Annotated in this window: 20 protein-coding genes, 1 pseudogene and 1 riboswitch; of the genes and pseudogenes, 4 read left to right on the top strand and 17 right to left on the bottom strand. The window is 39.4% G+C overall.

What is annotated here, in order from left to right; translation table 11 throughout:
* Positions 1–22: 22 nt before the first annotated feature.
* Positions 23–1,513 (top strand): peptide MFS transporter, encoded by a 1,491-nt coding sequence (locus BAZO_RS00625; RefSeq protein ID WP_004430895.1) that lies wholly within the window; start codon positions 23–25, stop codon positions 1,511–1,513.
* A 342-nt stretch (positions 1,514–1,855) separates the two neighbouring features.
* Complete coding sequence (locus BAZO_RS00620) at positions 1,856–2,842, top strand: diaminopimelate dehydrogenase (protein ID WP_004430892.1); 987 nt, start codon at positions 1,856–1,858, stop codon at positions 2,840–2,842.
* A 261-nt stretch (positions 2,843–3,103) separates the two neighbouring features.
* On the opposite strand, the gene BAZO_RS00610 is transcribed toward BAZO_RS00620, so the two are convergent.
* The 14 genes from BAZO_RS00610 to BAZO_RS00545 form a co-directional block, all read right to left on the bottom strand.
* Positions 3,104–3,589, bottom strand: a complete 486-nt coding sequence (locus BAZO_RS00610) for a PaaI family thioesterase (protein ID WP_004430891.1) — start codon at positions 3,587–3,589, stop codon at positions 3,104–3,106.
* A 152-nt stretch (positions 3,590–3,741) separates the two neighbouring features.
* Complete coding sequence (locus tag BAZO_RS00605; protein WP_004430889.1) at positions 3,742–6,294, bottom strand: bifunctional diguanylate cyclase/phosphodiesterase; 2,553 nt, start codon at positions 6,292–6,294, stop codon at positions 3,742–3,744.
* Positions 6,295–6,459: 165 nt separating this feature from the next.
* The gene (locus BAZO_RS00600) at positions 6,460–7,167 is read right to left on the bottom strand and encodes an ABC transporter ATP-binding protein (RefSeq protein ID WP_004430888.1); all 708 of its coding nucleotides are present in this window, start codon (positions 7,165–7,167) and stop codon (positions 6,460–6,462) included.
* The gene (locus BAZO_RS00595) at positions 7,160–7,945 is read right to left on the bottom strand and encodes an ABC transporter ATP-binding protein (RefSeq protein WP_004430886.1); all 786 of its coding nucleotides are present in this window, start codon (positions 7,943–7,945) and stop codon (positions 7,160–7,162) included. Before BAZO_RS00595 ends, BAZO_RS00600 begins: the two co-directional genes overlap by 8 nt.
* Positions 7,935–8,882, bottom strand: a complete 948-nt coding sequence (locus BAZO_RS00590) for a branched-chain amino acid ABC transporter permease (protein ID WP_004430884.1) — start codon at positions 8,880–8,882, stop codon at positions 7,935–7,937. Before BAZO_RS00590 ends, BAZO_RS00595 begins: the two co-directional genes overlap by 11 nt.
* A 12-nt stretch (positions 8,883–8,894) precedes the next feature.
* Positions 8,895–9,770, bottom strand: a complete 876-nt coding sequence (locus BAZO_RS00585; protein WP_004430882.1) for a branched-chain amino acid ABC transporter permease — start codon at positions 9,768–9,770, stop codon at positions 8,895–8,897.
* Positions 9,771–9,874: 104 nt separating this feature from the next.
* Positions 9,875–11,074 carry an ABC transporter substrate-binding protein gene (locus BAZO_RS00580; RefSeq protein ID WP_004430880.1) on the bottom strand — a complete coding sequence of 400 codons (1,200 nt, stop codon included), beginning with the start codon at positions 11,072–11,074 and terminating at the stop codon, positions 9,875–9,877.
* A 432-nt stretch (positions 11,075–11,506) separates the two neighbouring features.
* A complete protein-coding gene (locus tag BAZO_RS00575) occupies positions 11,507–12,826 on the bottom strand; it encodes a UDP-glucose dehydrogenase family protein (protein WP_004430878.1) in 1,320 nt (439 codons plus the stop codon).
* Between the two features lies 1 nt (position 12,827).
* Positions 12,828–13,754, bottom strand: a complete 927-nt coding sequence (galU, locus tag BAZO_RS00570) for a UTP--glucose-1-phosphate uridylyltransferase GalU (protein ID WP_004430876.1) — start codon at positions 13,752–13,754, stop codon at positions 12,828–12,830.
* A gap of 136 nt (positions 13,755–13,890) precedes the next feature.
* Positions 13,891–14,667, bottom strand: coding sequence for a HipA family kinase (locus BAZO_RS00565; protein ID WP_004430874.1), 777 nt, complete (start codon positions 14,665–14,667; stop codon positions 13,891–13,893).
* A complete protein-coding gene (locus BAZO_RS00560) occupies positions 14,664–15,779 on the bottom strand; it encodes a glycosyltransferase family 4 protein (protein WP_004430871.1) in 1,116 nt (371 codons plus the stop codon). Before BAZO_RS00560 ends, BAZO_RS00565 begins: the two co-directional genes overlap by 4 nt.
* A gap of 76 nt (positions 15,780–15,855) precedes the next feature.
* Positions 15,856–16,926, bottom strand: coding sequence for a hypothetical protein (locus tag BAZO_RS00555; protein ID WP_004430868.1), 1,071 nt, complete (start codon positions 16,924–16,926; stop codon positions 15,856–15,858).
* A 249-nt stretch (positions 16,927–17,175) separates the two neighbouring features.
* Entirely contained in the window at positions 17,176–18,132 is a 957-nt protein-coding gene (msrA, locus tag BAZO_RS00550) for a peptide-methionine (S)-S-oxide reductase MsrA (protein WP_004430865.1), read from the bottom strand.
* 112 nt (positions 18,133–18,244) lie between these two features.
* The gene (locus BAZO_RS00545; protein WP_081585612.1) at positions 18,245–18,907 is read right to left on the bottom strand and encodes a sensor histidine kinase; all 663 of its coding nucleotides are present in this window, start codon (positions 18,905–18,907) and stop codon (positions 18,245–18,247) included.
* A gap of 52 nt (positions 18,908–18,959) precedes the next feature.
* Between BAZO_RS00545 and BAZO_RS23275 the strand changes: the two genes are divergently transcribed.
* Positions 18,960–19,115 (top strand): anti-repressor SinI family protein, encoded by a 156-nt coding sequence (locus BAZO_RS23275; RefSeq protein WP_326154000.1) that lies wholly within the window; start codon positions 18,960–18,962, stop codon positions 19,113–19,115.
* A gap of 72 nt (positions 19,116–19,187) precedes the next feature.
* On the opposite strand, the pseudogene BAZO_RS00540 reads toward BAZO_RS23275, so the two are convergent.
* Together BAZO_RS00540 and BAZO_RS00535 are read right to left on the bottom strand one after the other, a co-directional pair.
* Positions 19,188–20,324, bottom strand: a pseudogene (locus BAZO_RS00540) (glycosyltransferase family 4 protein); the annotation flags it as partial.
* Positions 20,321–21,589, bottom strand: a complete 1,269-nt coding sequence (locus BAZO_RS00535) for a CotS family spore coat protein (RefSeq protein ID WP_235786679.1) — start codon at positions 21,587–21,589, stop codon at positions 20,321–20,323. The gene BAZO_RS00535 and the pseudogene BAZO_RS00540, both read right to left, overlap by 4 nt.
* Before the next feature lie 394 nt (positions 21,590–21,983).
* On the opposite strand from BAZO_RS00535, the gene BAZO_RS00530 reads away from it, so the two are divergent.
* Entirely contained in the window at positions 21,984–22,976 is a 993-nt protein-coding gene (locus BAZO_RS00530; RefSeq protein WP_004430855.1) for an NAD-dependent epimerase, read from the top strand.
* Positions 22,977–23,036: 60 nt separating this feature from the next.
* Here the strand turns inward: BAZO_RS00530 and BAZO_RS00525 are convergent, their stop codons facing one another.
* Positions 23,037–24,233 (bottom strand): phosphoglycerate dehydrogenase, encoded by a 1,197-nt coding sequence (locus BAZO_RS00525; RefSeq protein ID WP_004430854.1) that lies wholly within the window; start codon positions 24,231–24,233, stop codon positions 23,037–23,039.
* Between the two features lie 240 nt (positions 24,234–24,473).
* A riboswitch (ZMP/ZTP riboswitch) is annotated at positions 24,474–24,557 on the bottom strand.
* Positions 24,558–24,584: the final 27 nt, after the last annotated feature.

The following is a 24,584-nucleotide window of genomic DNA, read 5'->3' as shown; positions in this document are numbered from 1 at the left end:
AATTTTTTATGGAGGTTTCACTATGGCTAAATGGAGTAAACAAGAAATAGTGAATAGCGTCCCACAAAAAGGATTCTTTGGCCATCCTAAAGGGTTATTCACGCTATTCTTTACTGAATTTTGGGAGCGTTTTTCTTATTACGGAATGCGGGCAATCCTTGTTTTCTATATGTATTATGAAGTGTCAAAAGGCGGATTAGGACTGGATGAAACTACAGCGCTTTCAATCATGTCGATTTATGGATCGTTAGTCTATATGTCCGGTATTATTGGAGGCTGGCTGGCTGACCGGATATTCGGTACACAAAAAGCCGTTTTCTACGGTGGGATTTTGATCATGTTTGGTCATATCGCCTTGGCTATTCCTGGGAACATAGCAATGTTCTTTATTTCAATGGTACTTATCATTCTTGGTACAGGTTTATTAAAACCGAATGTTTCCAGCGTAGTTGGTGATATGTATGCGGAAACGGACGACCGCCGTGATTCTGGTTTTAGTATTTTTGTTATGGGGATTAATGCTGGTGCCTTTATTTCACCGTTAATCGTTGGCTCTGTTATGAAGACAAGCTTCCATTTAGGATTTGGGATTGCTGCAGTCGGTATGTTTGCAGGATTAGTAATGTTTGTGTTAACAAAGAAGAAAAACTTAGGTTTGGCTGGTACTCAAGTAGCAAACCCATTATCACCTGAAGAAAAGAAAAAAGTATTTACTAGAATTGGGATCGGGATTGCACTCATTGTTATTTTATGTGTTGTTTTAATTCCTGCCGGTATTTTAACAATTTCTGTATTTATAAAACTCGTCGGTATTCTTGGCATCTTAATACCAACTATGTATTTCGTTGTAATGTATCGCAGTTCAAAAACGACGGATGTTGAGCGTTCTCGACTACTTGCTTATATTCCATTATTTATTGCAGCCGTTATGTTCTGGTCGATCCAAGAACAAGGTTCAACCATTCTTGCTAATTATGCAGACAAGCGTACACAATTAGATTTTGCTGGAATGCATATTTCTCCAGCATGGTTCCAATCGTTAAACCCATTATTCATTATTATTTTAGCTCCTGTATTTGCATGGTTATGGGTGAAGTTAGGTAAGCGCCAACCAACAACCCCACAAAAATTCTCATTGGCGTTACTATTCTCTGGACTTTCATTCTTAGTCATTCTTTTACCAGCCTATTTCGGCGGTACAGGGGGATTAGTAAACCCATTGTGGTTAGTTCTTAGCTATTTAATCTGTGTAATCGGTGAATTGCTGTTGTCACCTGTTGGTTTATCAGCCACTACCAAACTGGCGCCAGCTGCATTCTCAGCTCAGACCATGAGCTTGTGGTTTTTATCTAATGCAGCGGCACAAGCAGTTAATGCACAGATCGTTAAGTTCTATACACCTGAAACAGAAATGGCTTACTTTGGAGTAATCGGCGGTGCTTCCATCGCATTGGGAATTATCTTATTGGTGATCTCTCCAAAAATTCAGGGGTTTATGAAGGGTGTTCGTTAATTTTGATACAAAAGGCTGTCCCCATTTGGGAACAGCCTTTTTTCTGAGTCAGAGGGTCGGGTTCTGTGGCCCGCAGGGAACTGTGGCCCACAAACCCACTGATCCAACACAAGATTCATCTCACTCCGATATTGATTTTATCCAAACAATATATTGTTTCAACTTTTAATCAAATATAAAATAGACGTGGGATATCTTGGCGCCTTTTACAAAAATATTGTATTCAACAAATTTGGACAGTTGAAAAAATGGATGGTATACTAAATCATCATGACAGAATCTAATTGAGAACGTTTGTCATTTGCGAGTGCTTATTTTTATTTTATATTTGGAGGAAATAATATGGGAAATCAAATTAGACTTGGGATTGTAGGATACGGAAACATTGGGCGAGGTGTACAAGCTGCTGTTAAGAAAAATAGCGACGTTGCTCTTTCATATGTTTTTACAAGAAGAGCGCCTGAAAGTGTTAATGTGAATGATGCAAGTATTAAAGTACTTTCTATTGATGAAATTGAAAACTACACAAATGAAATTGATGTATTGATTTTATGTGGCGGTTCTGCAACTGACCTTCCCGAGCAAGGCCCTGCATATGCAAAACTATTCAATACAATCGACAGCTTTGATACTCATGCTAGAATCCCTGAGTATTTCGAGTCTGTTGATGCATCAGCTAAGCCAAATAATAAGACAAGCATCATTTCAGTAGGATGGGATCCAGGTTTATTCTCGTTAAACCGTTTAATGGGAGAAGTCGTAGTACCTGATGGTGCTACCTATACATTCTGGGGTAAGGGCTTAAGCCAAGGCCACTCAGATGCGATCCGCCGTGTTCAAGGCGTTAAAGCCGGCGTCCAATATACTATTCCAATCGAAGAAGCTGTACAGCGTGTACGCAATGCTGAAAACCCTGAGCTTTCTACTAGAGAAAAGCATTTAAGAGAATGCTGGGTAGTGGCTGAAGAAGGTGCAGATCTTGCGGAGATTGAAACGGCTATTAAAACAATGCCTAACTATTTCGCAGATTACGACACAACTGTAAACTTTATTTCTGAAGAGGAATTAAAAGCAAATCATTCAACAATGCCACATGGTGGATTCGTCATCCGCAGTGGCCAATCTAGCGATAATACGAACCATGTAGTAGAATATTCAATAAAGCTTGACAGCAATCCTGAATTTACTTCAAGCGTCATCGTTGCTTATGCACGCGCGGCTTACCGTATGAACCAAGAAGGTCTATATGGAGCAAAAACTGTATTCGATGTTGCACCAGGCTACCTTTCTCCTAAATCAGCAGCAGAATTGCGTAAAGAGCTTTTATAATAAAAATACAAGGGCAATCTAATTAGTCGATGCTGACTATTGGAGGCCCTTTAATTTTGCCCAAAAGCTTTGCCTGTACGGATATAGTGGCTGATCTAGAAGGAAAAGCAGGACTCCGGTCACTAAAAGGTTATTTAGAACCCGTATCATGAAAAAAAGTATCGCTCTAGTCACTAAAAGTCCGTGAACGTGCCCAATACCCGTGTCAAAGCCCAAAAGGGGCACGTCCCCTTTCGGACTGCCCCTTGGTTTTATTACTTATTAATCCTTCTTTGCAAACGTACTCGGCATAACTACAGCAATGACTTCACCGCGGGCACAAAGCGTGTCTTCTGCATAAACTTCGGCATTGACCTTCCACTTTTTCGGATGAATTTCTTCTACTGTTCCAATCGCTTTTAATGGTCCGCCATTGGGCGTCGGCTTTAAAAAGTCCACGTGTAGGGAAGCGGTTACAAAACGCGGCGGATCTGCTTCATCTCCTGGTTCATGTCCATTCTTTCGATGCAGAGCAAGTGATGCTGATCCTGTGCCATGGCAGTCTACAAAGGATGCGATTAAGCCTCCATAAACAAAGCCCGGAAGTGCTGTATGTTCAGGCTCAGGGTTAAAAATAGTGACCGTATTTTCCCCTTCCCACCCTGTTCTAAAGTGATGACCACTTTCATTCAGTCTTCCACAACCATAACACCATGCAAAATCGTCTGGATAATCGTCTTGAATCGCCTTTACTACCTTTTCCTCCATTACAAAACCCCCATTCCCAGCCCAAGCCTAGCCTCGCTTTGCTTGTCCTGTTTTCAGAATATTATAACACATTTTGGTAAAAAAGCGATGCCTTAATTTTAAAAGCATCGCTCTGCTAACCTTAACCATTATTATAAATATTACAGCTTATCTCATTCCATTCCTTTTTCTACATAAGCTTCTACAACTTCTTTTGCCTTTTGCCCAATCGCATTAAATTCATCATACAATTTATCTGGCGGGAGCGGCTTACTAATTAAGTAGCCTTGAACTTGTGTGCAATGCCGGCTTTGCAGCATTTCTTTTTGAAAAATAGTCTCCACACCTTCAGCGATGACTTCAAGGTTTAAGAAGTGCGCCATCGAAATGATCGTTGATATGATCGTTAAATCACTGTCTTTATTCACGATGTCTTGAACAAAAGACTTATCGATCTTTAAACGGTCCACAGGCAAATGCTTTAAATAAGATAAAGAAGAATAGCCTGTTCCAAAATCATCGACTGCGATCCGAATGCCCAACTCCTTTAGGTCATCCAAGGTTTTCTTCGTATGTTCGATATTCATCATCATACTTTCTGTTATTTCCAGCTCTAAATACTCGGCCGGCAAGCCTGTTTCCTCTAAAATATCTTTGATCGAATCTACTAAATTTTGCTGATAAAACTGTCTGATTGATAGATTGACTGAAACCCGTAAAGGAGGAATGCCTCGGTCCTGCCACTCCTTCACTTGCAGGCAGGCTGTACGTAGAATCCATTGGCCAATAGGAATGATTAACCCTGTTTCCTCAGCAATCGAAATAAACTTAAGCGGTGAAATCCAGCCGTGGACAGGATGTTGCCAGCGCAATAAGGCTTCAAGTCCAATAACCTGGCCTTTAAAAATATCTACCTGTGGTTGGTATACAACATGAAGTTCATTTTTAGATAACGCATGGTATAAATCATTTTCAAAAACAAGATGATCCAATGCCTTTCCATCCATTGACAACTCATAAAATTGTACTGACTTATTTTTGTTTTGCGCCTCCACAAGGGCACTATTGGCATGTTGCAGCAAAATGTCTAGATTTGCCCCATCTTCAGGATAAAGAGCCACCCCGCATCTCATTGTCACATTTAATAGTAAATGCTGAGCTTGAATCGGCTCTTTGAAGCTTTGGTGGATTCGATTATAAATGGTTATGACTTCCTGCTCATCTCCTGTTGGCAGAACAAGAACAAATTCGTCCCCTGTCAGTCTGCATAACTGCATCTCTTTTGAAATGTTCTCATGAAGCCGGTTGGCCGCAGCTTGGAGAATCAAGTCTCCAAACGAATGGCCTAATGCTTCATTAATATTTTTAAAACGATTAATATCCAGTATAAGGATAGCCGCCTTATTTGTTGGAAGGCTCTTAACTGTTTCGTCCCATCTTTCTTTTAAATAACGGATATTCGGCAGCTTCGTTAATTCATCATAGAAAGCCATATATTGAATTAGTTCCTGGTCTTTTTTCATCTTAGTAATATCACGGAAAACCAAGATCGATCCCGTCTCTTGACCTTCCTCCTGGAAAGGGGAAGCAGCATATGAAACAGGAAAAATAACGCCATCTTTACGAATGAAGTAATCTTCATTAATCCGATATACTTTTCCCAGTTTACCAGCCCTTAACCCATAACATTTTTCACGGGGAATATAGCCACCGTCTTTATGCCGATGAATATAATCATGAACATTCTTTCGTAACAGCTCTTCCTCTGACCAGCCAAGAAGCCGTTCCGCCTCATGGTTCATATACGTTAATTCTCCATTACCATTCATTACAATGAGCCCTTCACCCATATTAGAAGTAATCGTTTGGAGAAACCTTTCATTTTGGATTAACAGGTTTTCCGTCTCTTTTTGTTTTAGAAATGGTTCTTCCACCGAAGATTGATAGACCGCCCTTTGCAAAAAATAGAAGCCTGCCAACTGAAACCAGTGGCCTATAAAGTTATTAACATCGTAAACACTTTTATAGGTTGTAAAAAAATAATCAGCGGTCATCAAATACACCGATGCCATTACTAACATAGAATTGAAAACTTCCTTCGAACGAAAGCGGACAGCAACAACATAAATAATTATTAACTCCACAGCCATTCCGGCATATTGAAGATTGTTTTTTAAAGTTGTTGTTCCAACTCCTTCTTTTACAAGGTCCGGAAATAAAGAGGTTGGGTAGTATAGGGCGATTAACCAAAATACAGCATACACCAAGGCTATGGTATAAGCTACAAACCTTTTGCTGGAGCTTACCAATCTATCCTTTGAGGTCACAATGAATAACAATCCTACAACCTCTGTTAGCCTTGACACCATAAAAAACCATGTGGCTTTATAAGCAGAGCTTTCAGATAGAAAAAACGGCATCCCTTTAAATGTGATAGCATGCGCCACTTCCAAGAGGCCAACCGCAAAAAATAACGCTCCGATCCACAACCGATAGCTTGATAGAATGTGAGGAAAAACCATCCACGATTGAATCGCAATTGAAAAAGCAATGGTTATGATAAAAAACTCCATAATTAAATGGATCGTTAAATAATTTTGTTCACCAAAAACTCCATACAATGATTCCCGAAAGAACACGGTTAAGAGTAAAAAAAGGACTGATAAGGCAATAATCGTTCCGTTTCCATTTTTTAATGTTAAACAATCTTTTAGAATCGATTTCATAGGGATACCTTCCTTCTAAAAAGGCGGTTATTTTATAGTAACTATACGCATATTGTACTATATCCTACGGTAGTTATAGGAATAATTTTTTAAAATAATAGTAAAAAAGAAGGAAGCAGGGGACGGTTCTTTTGCTTCCTTTACCGTCCCCTTGCTTCCCCTTCATTATATGCCACCGAGATAGGCTTGCTTAATTTGTTCACTAGCTTGCAGTTCTTTCGCTGTTCCTGATACGACTACACGGCCGGTTTCAATAACATAAGCCTGGTTTGCGATTGATAAAGCCATATTGGCATTTTGCTCTACCAATAGGATCGTTGTACCAGTACGGTTAATTTCTTCAATTGTTGTAAAAATGGTTTTAACCATGAGTGGTGCAAGACCCATTGATGGTTCGTCAAGTAAAAGCAGTTTTGGTCTTGCCATGATTGCTCTCCCCATTGCAAGCATCTGCTGTTCTCCCCCTGATAAAGTCCCTGACAGCTGTTTGCGGCGTTCCAACAGTCTTGGGAAAATTTCATATACTTTATCGAGGTCGTTACGGATTTCTTTTTTATCTTTTCTTAAATAGGCACCTAATTCTAGGTTTTCTTCAACGGTCATATTCGCAAATACGCGACGGCCTTCGGGTACATGGGAAATACCCGATTTTACGATAGTTTGAGCTGGTTTACCAGCGATATTGCCGCCCATGTATTGGATTTCGCCATTTTTCGGCTTTAATAAACCTGACAATGTTTTTAGAAGAGTACTTTTACCAGCGCCGTTTGCACCGATTAAAGTTACAATTTCTCCCTCACTTACTTCTAAAGAAACCTCTTTAAGAGCTTGAATATTTCCATAGTAGACATCAATTTTGTCAACCTTAAGCATCGCCCGCGACCTCCTCTCCTAAATAAGCTTCAATAACCTTCGGATGGTTACGGATTACTTCCGGTGTACCTTCAGCAATAAGCTGACCATGGTCCAGCACATAAATTCTTTCACAAATCCCCATTACTAGTTTCATATCATGTTCAATTAAGAGAATCGTCAAGTCAAATTGGTTGCGGATGAAAGCAATTAATTCCATTAATTCATGTGTTTCCTGCGGGTTCATACCTGCAGCAGGCTCGTCCAACAACAATAGCTTCGGACCGGCTGCAAGGGCCCTCGCAATTTCCAATCTTCTTTGCTGTCCATATGGTAGGTTTTTTGCCTTTTCATCTTTTAACTTATCTAATTGAAAGATTTTTAGAAACTCAATCGATTTTTCCTCCATCTCTTTTTCACCGGAAAAGTGAGATGGCAAGCGGAAGACTGAGCTAAGAATGGAATGCTTCGCCAACGAATGATAGGCAACCTTAACATTGTCTAAAACAGACAGTTCGCTGAATAGACGAATGTTCTGGAACGTACGGGCAATTCCTTTTCGGGTAACTTTATAGGGTGGAAGTCCATTTAGGCGTTCACCGTTAAATAAAATGTCGCCTTCAGTTGGAACATATACACCCGTAAGTAAGTTAAAGCATGTTGTTTTTCCCGCACCATTTGGTCCAATCAGACCAATCAGTTCACCCTGATTGATTTCCATATTTACCTCAGAAACCGCCTTTAGCCCACCGAATTGGATGCCGGCTTTTCGAACCTGAAGCAAAGGTTTATCGGCCATACTCGTTGCCTCCTTTCGCATTCTTCCACTTAAATAAATCGGTGATTTCACGCGTACCCATTAAACCTTGAGGACGATATAACATCACGATAACAAGCACAAGACTATAGACGATCATCCGTGTTTCCGGATATTCCTGTAGGAATGTTGAAACAACCGTCAATAAAATTGCAGAAATGACGGCACCCGACAAGCTTCCAAGTCCACCTAATACAACAAAAATTAAAATATCAAAGGATTTGAAGAAGCCGAAATTCCCCGGCTGTATAATATAGAAGTTATGTGAGTATAAGCCCCCGGCAATCCCGGCAAAGAATGAACCTAACGCAAACGCAATGACTTTATAATACGTGGTATTAATCCCCATGGCATCGGCTGCAATTTCGTTTTCGCGAACGGCAATACAAGCTCGACCATGCCTTGAATTTGTAAAGTTCATAATAACTAGGATCGTAAAAAATAAACAAATAAAAGCATAGGTCCAAGTCGTTAAGTGTGAAACTTGCATTCCTGCCGCTCCACCCACATAATCAATATTTAAAAAAATAATCCGAATGATTTCAGCAAATCCTAATGTTGCAATTGCTAAATAATCGCCCCGTAAGCGCAAGCTTGGAATACCGACAACAAGTCCGGCAAGCGCCGCAACTACGCCACCAACGATTATCGCAACCGGGAAAGGCAGGTGCAATTTCATCGTTACAATCGCTGATATATAAGCACCAACCGCTAAAAAGCCGGCATGTCCGATCGAGAATTGACCGGTGATTCCAATTACTAAATGAAGACTGACAGCCAAAATCACATTAATACTGATAAAAATGAGCGTGTTCGTATAAAACGGATTTAGCATGCCGGAATTAATCAAAAATTGAACAGCTCCATAAAGTAAGACTGATAGAATGACAAATAGCCAAAACCCTTTTCCTTTTTTCATTGTGGATCTCACCTACACTTTCTCTCTCGTATTTTTACCGAAAAGACCGGATGGTCTAAAAATCAGAATTAATATGAGAATAACGAATGCTGCTGCATCTCTCCATAGAGAATAACCCATTGCTGTTACAATCGACTCTACTACCCCTAACAATAATCCGCCAACCATCGCCCCTGGAATGATCCCAATTCCACCTAACACAGCGGCTACGAATGCTTTAATACCAGGGATTACCCCCATTAATGGTTCAATTTTCGTATAATAAGCACCAAAAATGACGCCTGCTGCTCCTGCTAGGGCTGAACCGATCGCAAATGTTGCAGAAATAGTTGTATTTACGTTGATCCCCATCAATTGTGCTGCTTCTGTATCATAGGAAACGGCACGCATCGCCTTCCCGATTTTCGTACGTTGAACAACAATTTGTAAAATGATCATAAGAATAATTGAGATAGCTAGAATTAAGAGGGATTGACTGCTGATTTGAGCGCCGAAGACATCAAAAGTTTTGTTAGGCAATACACTTGGGTAAGTTTCTAGCTGGGCACCGCGAATATAAATTGTGCCATATTCGATTAGGAAAGAAACCCCAATTGCCGTAATCAATGCTGCAATCCTTGTTGCGTTACGAAGTGGTTTATAAGCAATTCTTTCTATTAAAACTCCAAATATTGCGCATGCTGCCATCGCTATTAGCAAGGCGGGAAGGAATCCTAAGCCCCAACCAACAATGGCATAAAATCCAATAAAAGAACCAACCATGAAGACATCGCCATGGGCAAAGTTAATTAATTTTATAATTCCATAAACCATCGTGTAACCTAAAGCTATTAAAGCATAAATACTCCCAAGCGATATACCATTTACGAGTTGTTGGACCCATTCCATAATTTCTCACTCCTTCAAATAAAATCCAAACATGTTCGGACAAAAAAAGGGAAATGGAAGAATTTCCTCCCATTTCACTCATTTCATCCTTCTCTCAGTTAATCTTAAGGATTAACTTTAGTTTTAAACGTTTGCTTTCCATCTACATATTCAACAACAGTGGTTGCTTTAATTGGATGGTGGTTTTCATCAATTGTAACTGAACCTGTTACTAGTGCTAAATCTTTTGTTGCTGCTAAAGCATCTTTAACTGCTACTGGATCTAAGCTGCCAGCACTCTCAATTGCAGCTTTTAATAGGTAAACTGAATCATATCCTAAACCGTTAAATGCATCTGGTGATTTTCCATTGTACTTCTCTTTAAACTTTGTAACGAAGTCTTGAATCTTTTGGTCCGGATCTTCAGCAGAATAGTGGTTTGTAATAAATGTGTTATTTAAAGCTTCAGCACCAGCTAATTCTACTAATTTTGGAGAATCCCAGCCGTCGCCACCCATTAATGGAATTGTAATTCCCATTTCACGAGCCTGCTTAATGATTAAGCCTACTTCTTCATAATAACCAGGAATAAAAATGAACTCCGGATTTTTTGATTTAATACGAGTTAATGTAGAACGGAAGTCCGTATCTTTTGCTACATAAGCTTCCTCAGCTACAATTGTTCCACCAGCTGCTTCAAACGTTTCTTTAAATGATGCTGCAAGACCTTTTGCATAATCACTAGCGTTGTCAGCAAAAATGGCTGCATTTTTTACACCTAGTTCATTTGCGAAGTTGGCTGCAACTGTTCCTTGGAATGGGTCGATAAATGATGTACGGAATACAAATTCATTTACTGATCCATCATCCTTTACAGTAACAGTTGGGCTAGTTCCTGATGGAGTAATAAGAACAGTTTGTGTATCGTTAGCAATTTGGGCTTGTGCCACTGTATTTCCACTTGTAGACGCGCCAATAATTGCGTTTACTTTATTTTGGCTTGTTAACTTAATAGCAGCATTTGTAGCTTCAGCTGCATCAGACTTGTTATCAACTTTAATTAATTCAATTCGCTTACCATTGATACCGCCAGCCGCATTGATTTCTTCAACAGCTAATTCAACACCTTCAGTGTTAGATTGACCGTAAGAAGCAACTTGACCTGATAATTCCATATTTACGCCGATTTTAATAACTTCAGCATCTGATCCTGCTTTATCTCCGCCACCTGAAGTTGCCGTTTCTTGACCGCCGCCGGAACAACCAGCAAGTATGCCCGCAAATAGCGTTGTTGTGATAAGAAGCTTTGAAAAACCTTTTTTCATCCTAATAAATCCCCCTTTTAATTATTCAATTATTCCGACAATATAGTCCATGCTGCTTCATTCTATTTTTCTATTAAGCGACAAAATCTATCAAAAACCCTTTATCAGAATAAAGAAATAATTAAGATTATTGTTTCGCTAATAGTATTGTAATTCAAAGTTTCTTTTAAGTCTAGTAAATTTTTTGCCTATTTTTATATTTCTGAAAATGATTAAAAATTATATTATAATACTCTTTTTTTATAAATTAATATAAGAAAAGGGCAGCTTCATGCTGAGACTGCCCTTCAATAATAATCACTATTAGGAAGCATTTAAATAAACATGCTTGCAATTAATTACTCTATTTCCATTTTTTATTAGGACATGAACAAAAAAGTGTACCATCGGAATGCCTTTTCCAATGATACACATTTGCGTTATTTATCTTCATTATTGTTTTTCTATAATTACTGCAGGCTTTCCAATTGGGTAATACTCTAATGTCTCACAGGACTTTAGTTTCTCTATTCCATAACAGTTCCGGCCGTCGAAGATGATGGGTTCTTTCATTTTTTGTAACAGGCGAGTGAGATCTATTTGTTTAAACTCATCCCATTCTGTTACGATAAACAAGGCATCGGCCCCATCTGCAGCTTCAAAGGCAGAATTGGCATATCGGATAATATTACCTATTACTTTTTTAGCGTTATTGGTGGCAATCGGATCATAAGCTACGACATCGGTTCCCATTTGCGATAGTAAGTGGGCAATTTTGATGGATGGGGCTTCTCTCATATCATCTGTTTCCGGCTTAAAGGAAAGACCCAGCATCGCAATCTTTTTCCCTTTTAAATCTCCTAGACGATTGATCGCCTTTTTAACCAGGAGATGTTGCTGCTTTTCATTGATGATGATTGTTTCCTTTAACATCGAGAAATTAGTGCCGTAAATATTGGCTGTCTTCAGCAATGCTTTCACATCTTTAGGAAAACAGGAGCCCCCATAACCAATCCCAGGATTGAGAAAGGCCTCTCCGATCCGTTTATCCTTTCCCATTCCTTTGGCAACATCTTGAACATCGGCTCCGACTGCCTCACATAGGTTGGCGATTTCATTAATATAACTAATCTTCGTTGCTAAAAAGGCATTGGATGCATATTTAATCATTTCTGCACTTCTAATAGTTGTAAATAAAATAGGGACATGTAAAGGGAGATACATTTCCCCGACTTTTTTTGCTGCTTCTTCATGATCTGAGCCAATGATAATTCGATCGGCATGTATCGTGTCGTGCATTGCGGAGCCTTGCCTTAAAAATTCAGGATTTGAAACCATTTTAATCGTTATATCTTTCTTTAAGCGCTCTTCAAGTATTTTTTTTATATAATCATTTGTACCAACGGGTACAGTGCTTTTAATAACAACAATGGCATTATGATTTAAATGCTCGGCAATGTCTCTCGCTGCCTGCTCGATATAGGATAAATCTGCTCCACCATCATCACCCTGAGGCGTTCCCACCGCAATGATAATAATTTCCGCAGCCTTTAATCCTTCTAAGTGGGATGTCGTGAAGTCGAGTCTTTCTGCTCCGATGTTTTTAGTAAGTAGCTCTTCAAGTCCTGGTTCATAGATAGGGGAAATGCCTTCTTGAAGGTTCTTTATTTTTCGTTGATCAATATCAATACAGACAACATGGTGGCCAATTTCTGCTAAACAAACACCTGTGGACAGTCCAACATACCCTGTACCCAATACCGTTATCTTCATTTCAATCCTGCTCCCTATTGACGCAATCTATATTTTCTTTGTTAATCTTATTATTTTCTTTTTCAATCAAATTTCTTAAGTACTTGAGAAGTTCTGCTCGGATATCCTCCCGCTCTAGCGCATAATCAAGGGTTGCTTTAATGAACCCATTTTTATCACCAATATCATAACGGGTTCCTTCGAAATGATAGGCAAGTACGGCCTGATGCCTGTTAAGCTCATTTATAGCATCCGTCAGCTGAAGCTCATTGCCGCGGCCAACCGGGAGCCTTGCGAGAATATCGAAAATTTCAGGTCTTAACACATAACGCCCCATGATTGCATAATTTGAAGGAGCTGCTTCCCTACTCGGTTTTTCCACTAAAGAATCAAGATAAAATAGATTCGGCTCAATACTCGAACCTTTTGGCTTGATGATTCCATATTTACTTACCTCTTGTTCCGGAACAGCTTGAACAGCTACTACTGAGCTGTTGCAATACTCGAAGACATTGATGATTTGTTTTAAGCAAGGTGTTTCCGACTTCACAATGTCATCACCTAATAAAACAGCAAAAGGCTCATTTCCGATAAAGCTTTTTGCACAAAGAATGGCATGTCCAAGCCCTTTCGGTTCTTTTTGGCGGACATAAAAGATATTGACGAGATTGGAGATGTTCTGAACCTCCTCTAAAACAGCCATTTGGTTTTTTTTCAATAAGGCATCCTCAAGCTCATAGGATTTATCAAAGTGATCCTCAATTGATCTCTTCCCTCTGCCGATTATAATGACAATTTCCTCAATTCCAGAAGCCACCGCTTCTTCGACAATATATTGAATCGTCGGTTTATCAACAATCGGCAGCATTTCTTTTGGTTGTGCTTTTGTTGCCGGCAAAAACCTCGTGCCAAGACCGGCCGCCGGAATAATAGCTTTTCTGATCTTCATATGCTGCCTCCTTCTTGAATACTTAATCCCCATTCACAATATATTGATATTCATTCAGATGGCTAATGGACCCGTTCAAACGCCTATGGTCAGCCCGTTAAGTTAAAAAAACTCCCGCCTGAGGTACAGGTAGGAGTTAATCGTAGCTTTTTAATGGGTGATAGATTTTTTTAATAAATCTTTGCGTTAACTCTGGAAGAACCTTCTTCCTCCTTCTAATTAAAGCGCTAACCATCGCCTTTTTTTCTTCTTTAGAAACAGCCCATTCTTCCGGAATTAGGTCAACAATTTCTTCCATTAATAAAACAGGAATGGTCTGGATAATTTCTAACTGTTCACTGAAGTTTTCTTCTTCCTCAATAAAAAGTGTCATGATTTGATGTGTGGCACTTTTTAAAAGGGTAGTCGGTAAATTCTCCAAGTCTGGAAGATCCCAATTGTACGTTCCGAATACCTCCGCATGATCAATAATCGATAACCCGTGTATGTTTGGGGTGACTTCGTGTAAAAGGATATTTTTACGTGTTCGATCCGTATTGCACAGCCAATAGTCAAATAAAATAATGCCTGCTAATTGCACCTGGTCATTTGTCAGATTTGATACGTCTAAAACCTGATGCCCATCAAAACAATTTGGTTTGTACAATGAGGCATATTGATATTTAACGCTGCCTAACCCAGCAAGCTCCTTGATATTGTTGGAGAACTCTTCCGGGATGTCTACAATCCGTGCGTAAGGAATTGGCAGTTCAAGAAAACGTGCTAAACAGTAAGCAACCCATTCATTTGGCAGTGATTTTTCAAAACCAGGTTGGAAATACTTAACGACATAATCATTCCCATCGCTAAACGTAATTAAGTGCGCGTTTGATTTTCCTTCTAGTTTTTTCTGATATCGAACAGGCTCTATCAAGATTTGTTCACCTCACCATCAGAACCTTCACTATTACCCACTAGCTTTTTTAATAATTCAACATATTGTTCAGCAACAACCTCAATAGCAAAGTGGTCTTGAACATGGGTAATCGCAGCACTGGACATTTTTTTATGAAGATTCAGATTGTCCAAGATATCATATAGTTTAGTAGTCGCATCCTCGACATTTTGCCCATGGTATAGGAGACCGGTTGCTCCATCACGCACGATTTCTGTAATAGGCATCATTTTGGATGCCACTACCGGAACACCGCAAATCATCGATTCAATAAACGTATTGCCAAATGACTCCGACCTTGTCGTTGCAAGGGTACATCCACCTGATTCACGAACTTTGGCATAGACATGAGGCATTTGCTGGTATGGAATCACAGGGAACCACTTCACAATATCGGTTAACTGTTCTTCCTCCCGCTTGGCGGCAAACTCTTCACGTTGCACACTTTGTGCGCCGCCTATGACCCAAATTTCGATATCATCGCGTTCACTTTTAATTTTCTTTGCAATTTCTAATAACATCGGCCAATTTTTCCGTTTATCCAAGCGCCCGATATAGGCGACAATTTTCTTATCATTTGGAACGATTGGTGTACTATTAAAATCAATTTCCTCCTTCGGTAATGCTCTAAAAAATGTTGTATCCACTCCGTTATATATAACCTCTATTGGGATTGTGTCGATCAATATGGAGACTAAACGTTTTTGATATTGTGATGGGACGATGATCGTTAAAGGTTCAACATTTCTGAAATTTTTCAAATGGGGAATTAACTTAATCAGCTCTGGTGTCCGAGCTTCAACTATTACGGGACCTTTGTACTTTGCTTTTTTAATCCATTTATAGGCAGCGCCTGTGTCGACGACAACAATAGCATCGTAACCGTTCTTTTTTATAATTTTAATAATCTTCTCGTCTTCTTTTGTTAAATAAACGGGAGCTACATCTTGCATAATGTGCAACCCGCCATGGTCGGTTGTATATAAGAATTCTGTTTCAATGCCGTACTTTTTAAAATAGATCGAACGATTTCGCCATCCAGCATTCACCCCGCCAACAGTGAGCAGCCTCCAAATTACAAGTACTTTCATATGCGTATCTCCTCGTTTATTACTCTAGGGTAGCCTCCTCATACGGCATTAGCATCATGATTTTTAATTTATCCCCCTATTTAAAACGACGTTTGCGGCGGCCTCTTTCATCAAATGTAATTTTATTCCATTTATTCCCTTGATGCTCATTTTTTTCCTTTTTGTCTTTATCTTCACGATAGTTCTTTTCATCGTAACGACCCTTTTCTCCCTGCTTCCCTTTATCCATACTCCAAGTCCTACCAGTCATTTTCCCGATGTCAACTTGCCTTCTTGGTTCGTATCCCCTGTTGGGTTTCATCTCATTCTCGAATTCAAGTTCACGTCTATCCCAGTATTCATCGATTTTATCCATGATATCATCGGGATTATGACCTATTGCCAGCATAGTCTTTACCCATTCTTCTTTAAAAACCTTGTGAACTAAACCTTCAAGGGAAGAAGCATAGGATGAATCGTTATTTTTGGTAAGAAGCTTTTGGCTTTGTTTTTTCAATTCCTTACCTTTGTATTGACTTAGGATGCTTTGATATATTTCCCGGGATATTTCCTCCATCTGGATATAGTGCTTCCATTCTTCATGTAATTCAGGCGCCATCTCCGCTACATGGGTTAAAAACAATGTTTTATATTCTTCGCCTAATGACGTTAATAATTTACGAGGATAAGGGTATACCCGGTCACGCCAAACCGTTCTTGCCACATCAATCACTTTTAAATTTCCGTCTGGTTGAACATAAATTTGTCGCTTATGGTGGTCAATCCGCTCGAAGCCAATTTCTTTAAATGTTATTAGCATCTCAATCAATTTGGAGGAAAGCTCCTTCGTCAAAGGCTGAGATTGCAAGTACTCGCGAACATCGACGCCTTTCACAATATCCATTGCAATATAAAGCGGTCCCTTGGCATGGACTTTTGGAAACAGATCACTGTCCTTTCCAAGTGATAAAGCATAATGTTCCCGCTCACAGTCCTCCTCATTACCGAACACCTTCACACAAATGTCATCCGTAAATTGAAAAACAGCCCCTTGGCGCCCTTTTCCCATCATTTTTAATGGCGACTTATTGATGACTTCAACATCTGCATTCTCGATATTTTGAACCTTTATTTTTTTAATACATTTTTGTAAAAATTCAGTATCCACACTATTCACTCCTTCCTAATCAGGATTCCTTTTGCCTATTCATCAATGTAAAAATCCTTGTTAGAAATTGAAATATAGTCTCCTCCCTATATATAATTCAGGAGTACCATAAAATGTAAAGGTAAACATCCATTTTTTTAAAAATAGTTTGGATTATGATTTGCAATTGGGGGTTATTGGGGTAAATCTGGGTTATCTATAATCAAACAGGGGTGGAACTCCATTTGGTGAGGATAAATCCTTTTACCCTCACCCAAACAACTTCAAATACTGCCCATACCCTTCTTCCTCTAGTTTTTCCTTTGGAATAAAACGAAGAGCGGCGGAATTAATACAATAACGGGCACGGTCCAGCCCTGGTCCATCATCGAAGACATGGCCTAGATGGGAATCAGATTGCTTTGCTCGAACTTCAATTCTTCGCATGCCGTGCGACGTATCCAATCGCTCCTCTAATTCGATTCGACGGATTGGCCTAGTGAAACTTGGCCAGCCGCAACCTGCATCAAATTTATCGGTTGAACTAAATAATGGTTCACCGGAGATGATATCAACATAAATACCATCCTCAAAGGTATTCCAATATTCATTACGGAACGGCGGTTCAGTTGCACTATTCCTTGTTACTTCATATTGAATCGGTGTTAGTTCCTTTCTTAACTCCTCATCGCTTTTCTGCTCTTTCCAATGCTCCCGAATAAAGCGGGCCCGACCGGAGCCTTCTTTGTACATATTGTAGTGAAACGGATTCTTTTTATAATAATCCTGGTGCTTTTCTTCGGCCGGATAAAATGGGCCAGCGGGTAAAATTTCCGTTGCAATCGGCTTTTGAAAACGCCCGCTTGCAGCTAACTCAGCTTTAGAGACCTCCGCTAATTCTCTTTGTTCCTCATCATGGTAGAAAATCGCAGTCTGATAAGACTGACCTCTGTCATGGAACTGACCGCCCGTATCAGTTGGATCAATCTGCAGCCAATACAATTCAAGTAACTTCTTATATGGAAAAACAGCCGGGTCATAGGTGATCTGCACGGCTTCATAATGTCCTGTTGTATCTGAGCAAACCTCTTCATATGTAGGATTTTCAGTATGCCCACCTGTATAGCCTGAGACTATCTTTTCTATTCCAGGCTGTTCATCAAACGGAGATACCATACACCAAAAACATCCACCGGCAAATGTCGCTAATTTATACTGTTCCGACACTTTAACTTCCTCTCCTTTGTCAATGATTAATTGTTTAAAGCCCTTTTTGAGCTATTGTATCACAACCATTGCTTGCTTCAAAAATGTCCTGCTCCTATATTCCATCATGCTCCTACATTCCTTCAAGCAAAGGCAACATAAAATAAAAGCAACTTCCCTCTCCTTCTTTGCTTTCCACGCCAATCATGCCATGGTGATGCTCAATAATCTCTTTTGAGATGGAAAGGCCAAGTCCTGACCCATTCTGCTGTTGATTTTGGTTTTTACTCTTATAAAACCGATTGAAGACAAGATCAAGCTCATCTTCTTTTACAAACCTTTTGGCATTTTTAAGGATATTTACAATAACCTGTTCAATCCGCAATGGATCAATAAAAACGATTAGCTCCTCCACTGTATCGGAAAGCAGGTCGTGATATTTGAAAATAATTCCTTCCTTTTCGACATCTAACTTCGTTTTATTATAAAAATTTAGAACATAGTCCTGGATGTTTACCTTTTGTAAATCGTACTTAATCTGCCTGTTTTCAACATTAGTCATATCATGTAAATCATGCAGCATTCGTGATAAATAGAGACTTTGATCATAGACTAATTGAATAAAATTCTTTTTACTAGGAATAACGCCATCCAACATCCCCATCGTATATGCGCGAATATTTGTTAATGGTGTCGATATTTCGTGGGAAATATTTCGAATCCATTTACTCCTCGATTGGTGTGCTTCTTCTAAGCTTTCATTGGCGACTTGAAGCCGTTTATTAGCATATTGCAACTCTTTGGTTAAGGTTGAAATGGGAAATATTTTGTAGGAGTGAATGGAAGGAATGCTGGATCAAGAATGGATAAAACTTATTTTACAGGCAAAGCATTTGGGATTAACCATAGAGGAAATCAGAAAATTCCTTTATAAGGAACAGGAAAGTAAAACAAAGAAAACAATGAATCTTTCAGTCGGGAATACACAAAAAAGCCGAGTATAGGTTAATAAAATACAACCTATATTCGGCTTTTTTATAAGTGGGACACAGTTCCCGACCCCATGGCTCAGTTTATGCCTTTTTCCAAACATTCAATAATTCCTCTGCCACACGGTCCCATGTGTAAAGGGAAAGGGCGAGGTCTCGGCTTTTAATGCCCATCTTTTTCATCATTGTTTTATCGGAAAGGATTTCTGAAATTGCTTTTGTAAAGTTGGCTGGGTCTTCCGGATTGTCTACGATGAGGCCATTTTCCCTCGGAAGAATGACCTCCGGATTTCCGCCTCTTGCTGTTGTTACGATTGGGAGTCCTGACGCCATGGCTTCGTAGTGCACACGGGCCAGTGGTTCCTGCCAAACAGATGTGCATACGAATAGATCAGCAGCAGCGAACCAGTTTTGAATCTCACTTTGCGCTACAAAGCCCGTTGATACAACAGGGATTGACAGCCTTTTCGCTAATGCTTTTACATAAGCAATATAATCAGTAATATCATTTTCACTAAACCATTTACTGCCAACGATTACCAAGGCGATATCCTTATTTTTCTTAGCTATGTCTGGGATTGCTCTAATTAGTTTATCTACACCTTTGCTTGTTGACAGCCTGCCGGCAAAAAGAAGGACGGTTTTGTTTTCTAAACTATGTTCTTTACGAATAGTTTCTCGGATTTTTTTCATATTTGGATGGGTAGCAGGTAAAAAGCGGTCAACATCAACACCGGAATAAATCGTATTAAGCTTTGGTGCAGCTTCGGGATAAAGCTCTTTAATTACATTTCCAACATAGTTGCTTACTGTTACAATTTGGGAAACTTCCTGTAAAGCTGCTGCTGCCTCTTCGGGCTTAATTTTTTCACGATTAAACATGTCATTATGCATACTTAATGTAATTTTTGAGTTTGGTGCAACGTTTCGAACTGGGAGAACTAGGCGGGGACGATTATAGATGTGAATTAAATCATATTGGTTTGATTGCAGATGTTGCAAAACCCCTTCTTCATAAACCTCTAATGCTTTTCCCGGTATGCGGACAAAGTGAATCTTATCCACCGTTTCTTCGTCCGGAAGGGATAGATCGTCAACCCCTAGAACAGTAATATCGTGGGCCTTTCCTAAATACGGAAGGATGCCGGCAATATATGTTTGAATGGCACCGCCGCGAACAGGTGGAACTGGAAGTTTTTCAGTACAGATCATTAATACTTTCATTTTTTCTTTTTCCCATCCTTTTTGTTGTTTTTCTTTTCATTCTTTTTCGATTTGCCATCTTCTTTATTGCGTTTGTCCATATTCCGACCTTCTTGTTTTACTTGCTTTTCTTGCTTTTCTTGCTTTTCTTGTTTACTCTCTTCCCTGCTTCGGCTCTCCTTCGTTCTTTCAACTTTACCCCAATCATTTTTAATTTGTTCAAGTACTGGCCATTTTGTCTTATCCGTTTCGACAATGGTGTTAATCATGGCTGCTGTTTCTTCATTCAAAAAGACCTCTGGTTCATAGACTACTTCCTTCACATTCTTATAAAATTCGTTCGGCATTGCTAAATCAATCATTAAAATTTCATAGAGTTCCTTTGAAATTGGGTTGGCTTCATGATAGGCTTTGATCATTTCCCGCACCCATGTTACATCCCATGTGTATAAATCTGCCATCGTACCTGTAATTAGTTTCCTTAAGTCACGGATCGGAATGTCATAGGCTACCCCGTCAAGGTCAATCACCCACATGCCATTCTCACCCATTTGCCCGTTTGACCAGCCATAATCCTGGTGAACGAGTCCCCAGGCTTCATTACCAAGCTTAGTTAATTCATTGTAGCTAGATTGATTTAATGCTTCTAATCCTCTTTTTGCCTGCTCTTCAAACTGATCTACCACACTTAATAGAAGCGAGCTTGCAGGCATTTCACTATAGGCATTTGCTAGATTGCGAAACCAATCCATTTTGTCTATTACTTTTTGGTAGTTCTTTGGCCATTTATATAAGCGTGATGGCAGCTCCGATTTCGCAGGTGGGACATAGCCTTGGCTTAAACGATGGAATTCACCTAGGGCACGACAAAGATGTTTGGCACCCTCTAAATCTTTTGTGACAGGGTACAGCGGTTCAATCCATTCGGCTACAAACCAGCACTTCCCTCCCATTATAAGGTAATCTTCCCCATCCTTCGTTTTTACAAGTGGAGGCACGTTGGCTTTTTGAACATTAACCAAATATTCCTGCGCACCAAGGCTAAACATGCTTCTCGTTGGCCTCCGGTGTAATAGCTTCAAGCTTTTTGGACCGGCATCCGTTTCAAGCTTCCAGATTGCACCGCCTTTATCGGACTTGGTTGTAATGCAAGTCATGCTCTTTACAGATAGGCTATAGTGCTTTAAAACATCCTCTGCCATTTTAATAATATAATCCGGAACATAAAACTCCTCCCCGGTATCACCCCGTAGCAGTTCTTCTTCCAGCCAGGGTTCGATGAGAATTGCTGGTTCCTTCGTGGTTTTCTCTATCTTTTTATTCGTTGATTTTTCCGTCTTAACGGCCTTAACCGTCTTTTCTGCTTTTACGTTTTCTGATTTCGAAGTTTTTTCCGCCTTTGAGGTTTTTTCCGCTTTAACGGTTTTCACCTTCTTATCTTTTTTGCTCATTTTTCTCCTCCTATGAGTTTCTTTTAGGATGTTTACCTTTTACCAATCTATGGAGTTTAAACAAACATGTATAGACAGCCTCATTAGAAGCTCCATAATCAAAAAGACTATTTTTACACACCATTTACAAAATTTTTACAATTGTGCAAATCCCTCAAACATAGGGTACCTTCTTATCATAGGAATATAGAAAGTCCTTTGGATTAAAGAAAGGAGGAGAAACTTAATAGTGAAACAACCTATTAATCCTATCTTGGTAACAGGAAGTGCCGGATTTATCGGATTTCATTTGTCAAAAAGATTACTAGATGAAGGATTTTCTGTAGTTGGCCTCGATAATTTAAATGAATATTATGATTCAAAACTAAAAATAGATCGATTAACGATATTAAAAAACACGCCCAATTTTACTTTTATAAAAGGTTCTATCGAAAACCTGGAACTGTTAGAAAGTCTATTTGAACAATATAACTTTCCTATAGTTGTTCACTTGGCCGCTCAGGCCGGCGTTCGGTACAGCTTGGAAAACCCACATCAATATATACAGTCGAATCTTGTTGGGTTTACGAATATATTGGAATGCTGCAAAAAGTGGAAGGTTGAGCATCTCTTGTATGCCTCATCAAGTTCAGTATATGGAAATAATAAAAAGACACCTTTTTCAATCGAGGACCGTGTTGATTACCCGGTTAGTATTTATGCTGCAACCAAAAAGGCGAATGAGCTGATGGCTTATACGTATAGCCACCTGTATAATTTGCCGGCAACGGGGATGAGATTTTTCACAGTATATGGACCATGGGGACGACCGGATATGGCATTGTTTACGTTTGCTGATGCGATCATCAATCAAAGGCCGATTTATGTTTATAACTACGGCAATATGAAGCGGGACTTTACTTATATTGACGATGTAGTTGAATCTATCATGCGGTTATTGAAAAAAGGGCCGCCAATAAATTCCGCAGCTCCACACAAAATATATAATATTGGTAATAACAAGCCAGAACAGTTAAATAGATTTATAGAAACACTTGAAAAACATCTCGGTCAACAGACTCAAAAAGTAATGTTGCCGATGCAGCCAGGAGATGTAGTAGAAACCTATGCTGACATTAGTGAATTGGAAAAGGACATTCATTATCACCCGCAAGTGTCCATTGATGAAGGAATCAAAAGATTTGTAAACTGGTTTACCCATTACTATAAAAACAAACAATAAAAGCCGCGTCCTTTGTAAAAAGGGCACGGCTCTTTTATTTAATCTAGTTCACTTGTAATCTTAGAAGATATTAATTGTTACTACGTTAGCAATTTGGTTAATTTTTTCCTCAATGCCAGGAAGAACGTCACCATTTACTTCACCGTCAAGGTCGATCATTGTATAAGCGTAATCGCCACGGCTTCTATTCACCATATCAGCAATATTCAAGTCGTAATTTGAAACGGCAGCAGTAATTTGACCAACCATGTTTGGAACATTTTTATGGAATACAGCCAAACGGCGTTTTCCTGTGTACTCTAAGTATGCATTAGGGAAGTTCACAGAGTTTTTGATATTACCAGTTTCTAAGAATTCCTTCATTTGACGTGCAGCCATAATCGCACAGTTTTCCTCAGATTCTTCAGTAGACGCTCCAAGGTGAGGAATGCAAACTGTATTTTTCATCTTCAGTACATTTTCATTTGGGAAGTCAGTAATGTATTTTCCAACTATACCACTTTCAAGTGCGTCAGCCATATCAGCCTCGTTTACAAGCTCACCGCGTGAGAAGTTCAAAATATGAACACCAGGCTTCATTAATTTAAATGCTTCTGCATTGAACATGCCTTTAGTGCTTTCAACAACTGGCACGTGTACAGTAATATAATCTGCGTTTGCAAATACTTGTTCAAGTGTCATTGCACGTTTTACATTACGAGACAATTTCCAAGCTAAATCAACAGAGATATATGGGTCATAGCCAATTACATCCATGTCTAAGTCAAGAGCATCGTTAGCCACAAGTGCACCGATCGCACCTAAGCCAATAACGCCAAGAGTTTTACCTTTAATTTCTTTACCGACGAATTGCTTCTTGCCAGCTTCCACAAGCTTTGGAATTTGATCACCTTCATCTACTAATGTCTTAGTCCATTGAATACCGTCAAAAACATTGCGTGAAGAAGCCATTAATGATGTTAACACAAGCTCTTTTACTGCGTTAGCATTTGCTCCCGGAGTATTGAAAACAACGATTCCGCGCTCTGTGCATCTGTCGATAGGAATATTGTTTACACCGGCACCAGCACGAGCAATCGCCTTTAAGTTATCGCCTAATTCTAAATCATGCATGTTAAAGCTGCGTAAAAGAATGGCATCCGGATTTTCACTGTCGTTATTAATTGAATAATTTTCGTTAAATACATTTAGTCCACTTTCCGCGATGTTATTTAACGTTTTGATTTGTTTTACCTTGTCTAATGTTACTATGCTCACCGTAATCTCCTCTTTCCTTTTTTTATATTATAATAGTTTAATAAATTTCAAAATGAAACATACCCATGCTGCCATCAGCCAAAAGCCTTTGACCCTTTTGTCCGAAAAATTCCTCTAAGATAATAGTAACCTAATTAACTGAAAATATCGACATTAAATTCAAATGTGCATTGAGTTAAAAATTACTTACTTATCCTGTTTATCCCCCCTAAAAGCATAAAGAGGTAAGGGAGAATCCCTTACCTCAGCCCAGGCGAACGGCCATTTCCGTCACTATATGCTCCCTCGCGGTTCGTCCGCGTCTCGCCAGTCACATATAGCTTTATGTTTAACTTTATCTTATCAAATTCT

It is taken from the genome of Schinkia azotoformans LMG 9581 (assembly GCF_000307855.1).
Classification (GTDB): Bacteria; Bacillota; Bacilli; order Bacillales; family Bacillaceae_J; genus Schinkia; species Schinkia azotoformans.
The sequence above is the reverse complement of the archived record's forward strand: the minus strand, read 5'-3'. Positions and strand labels throughout refer to the sequence as shown.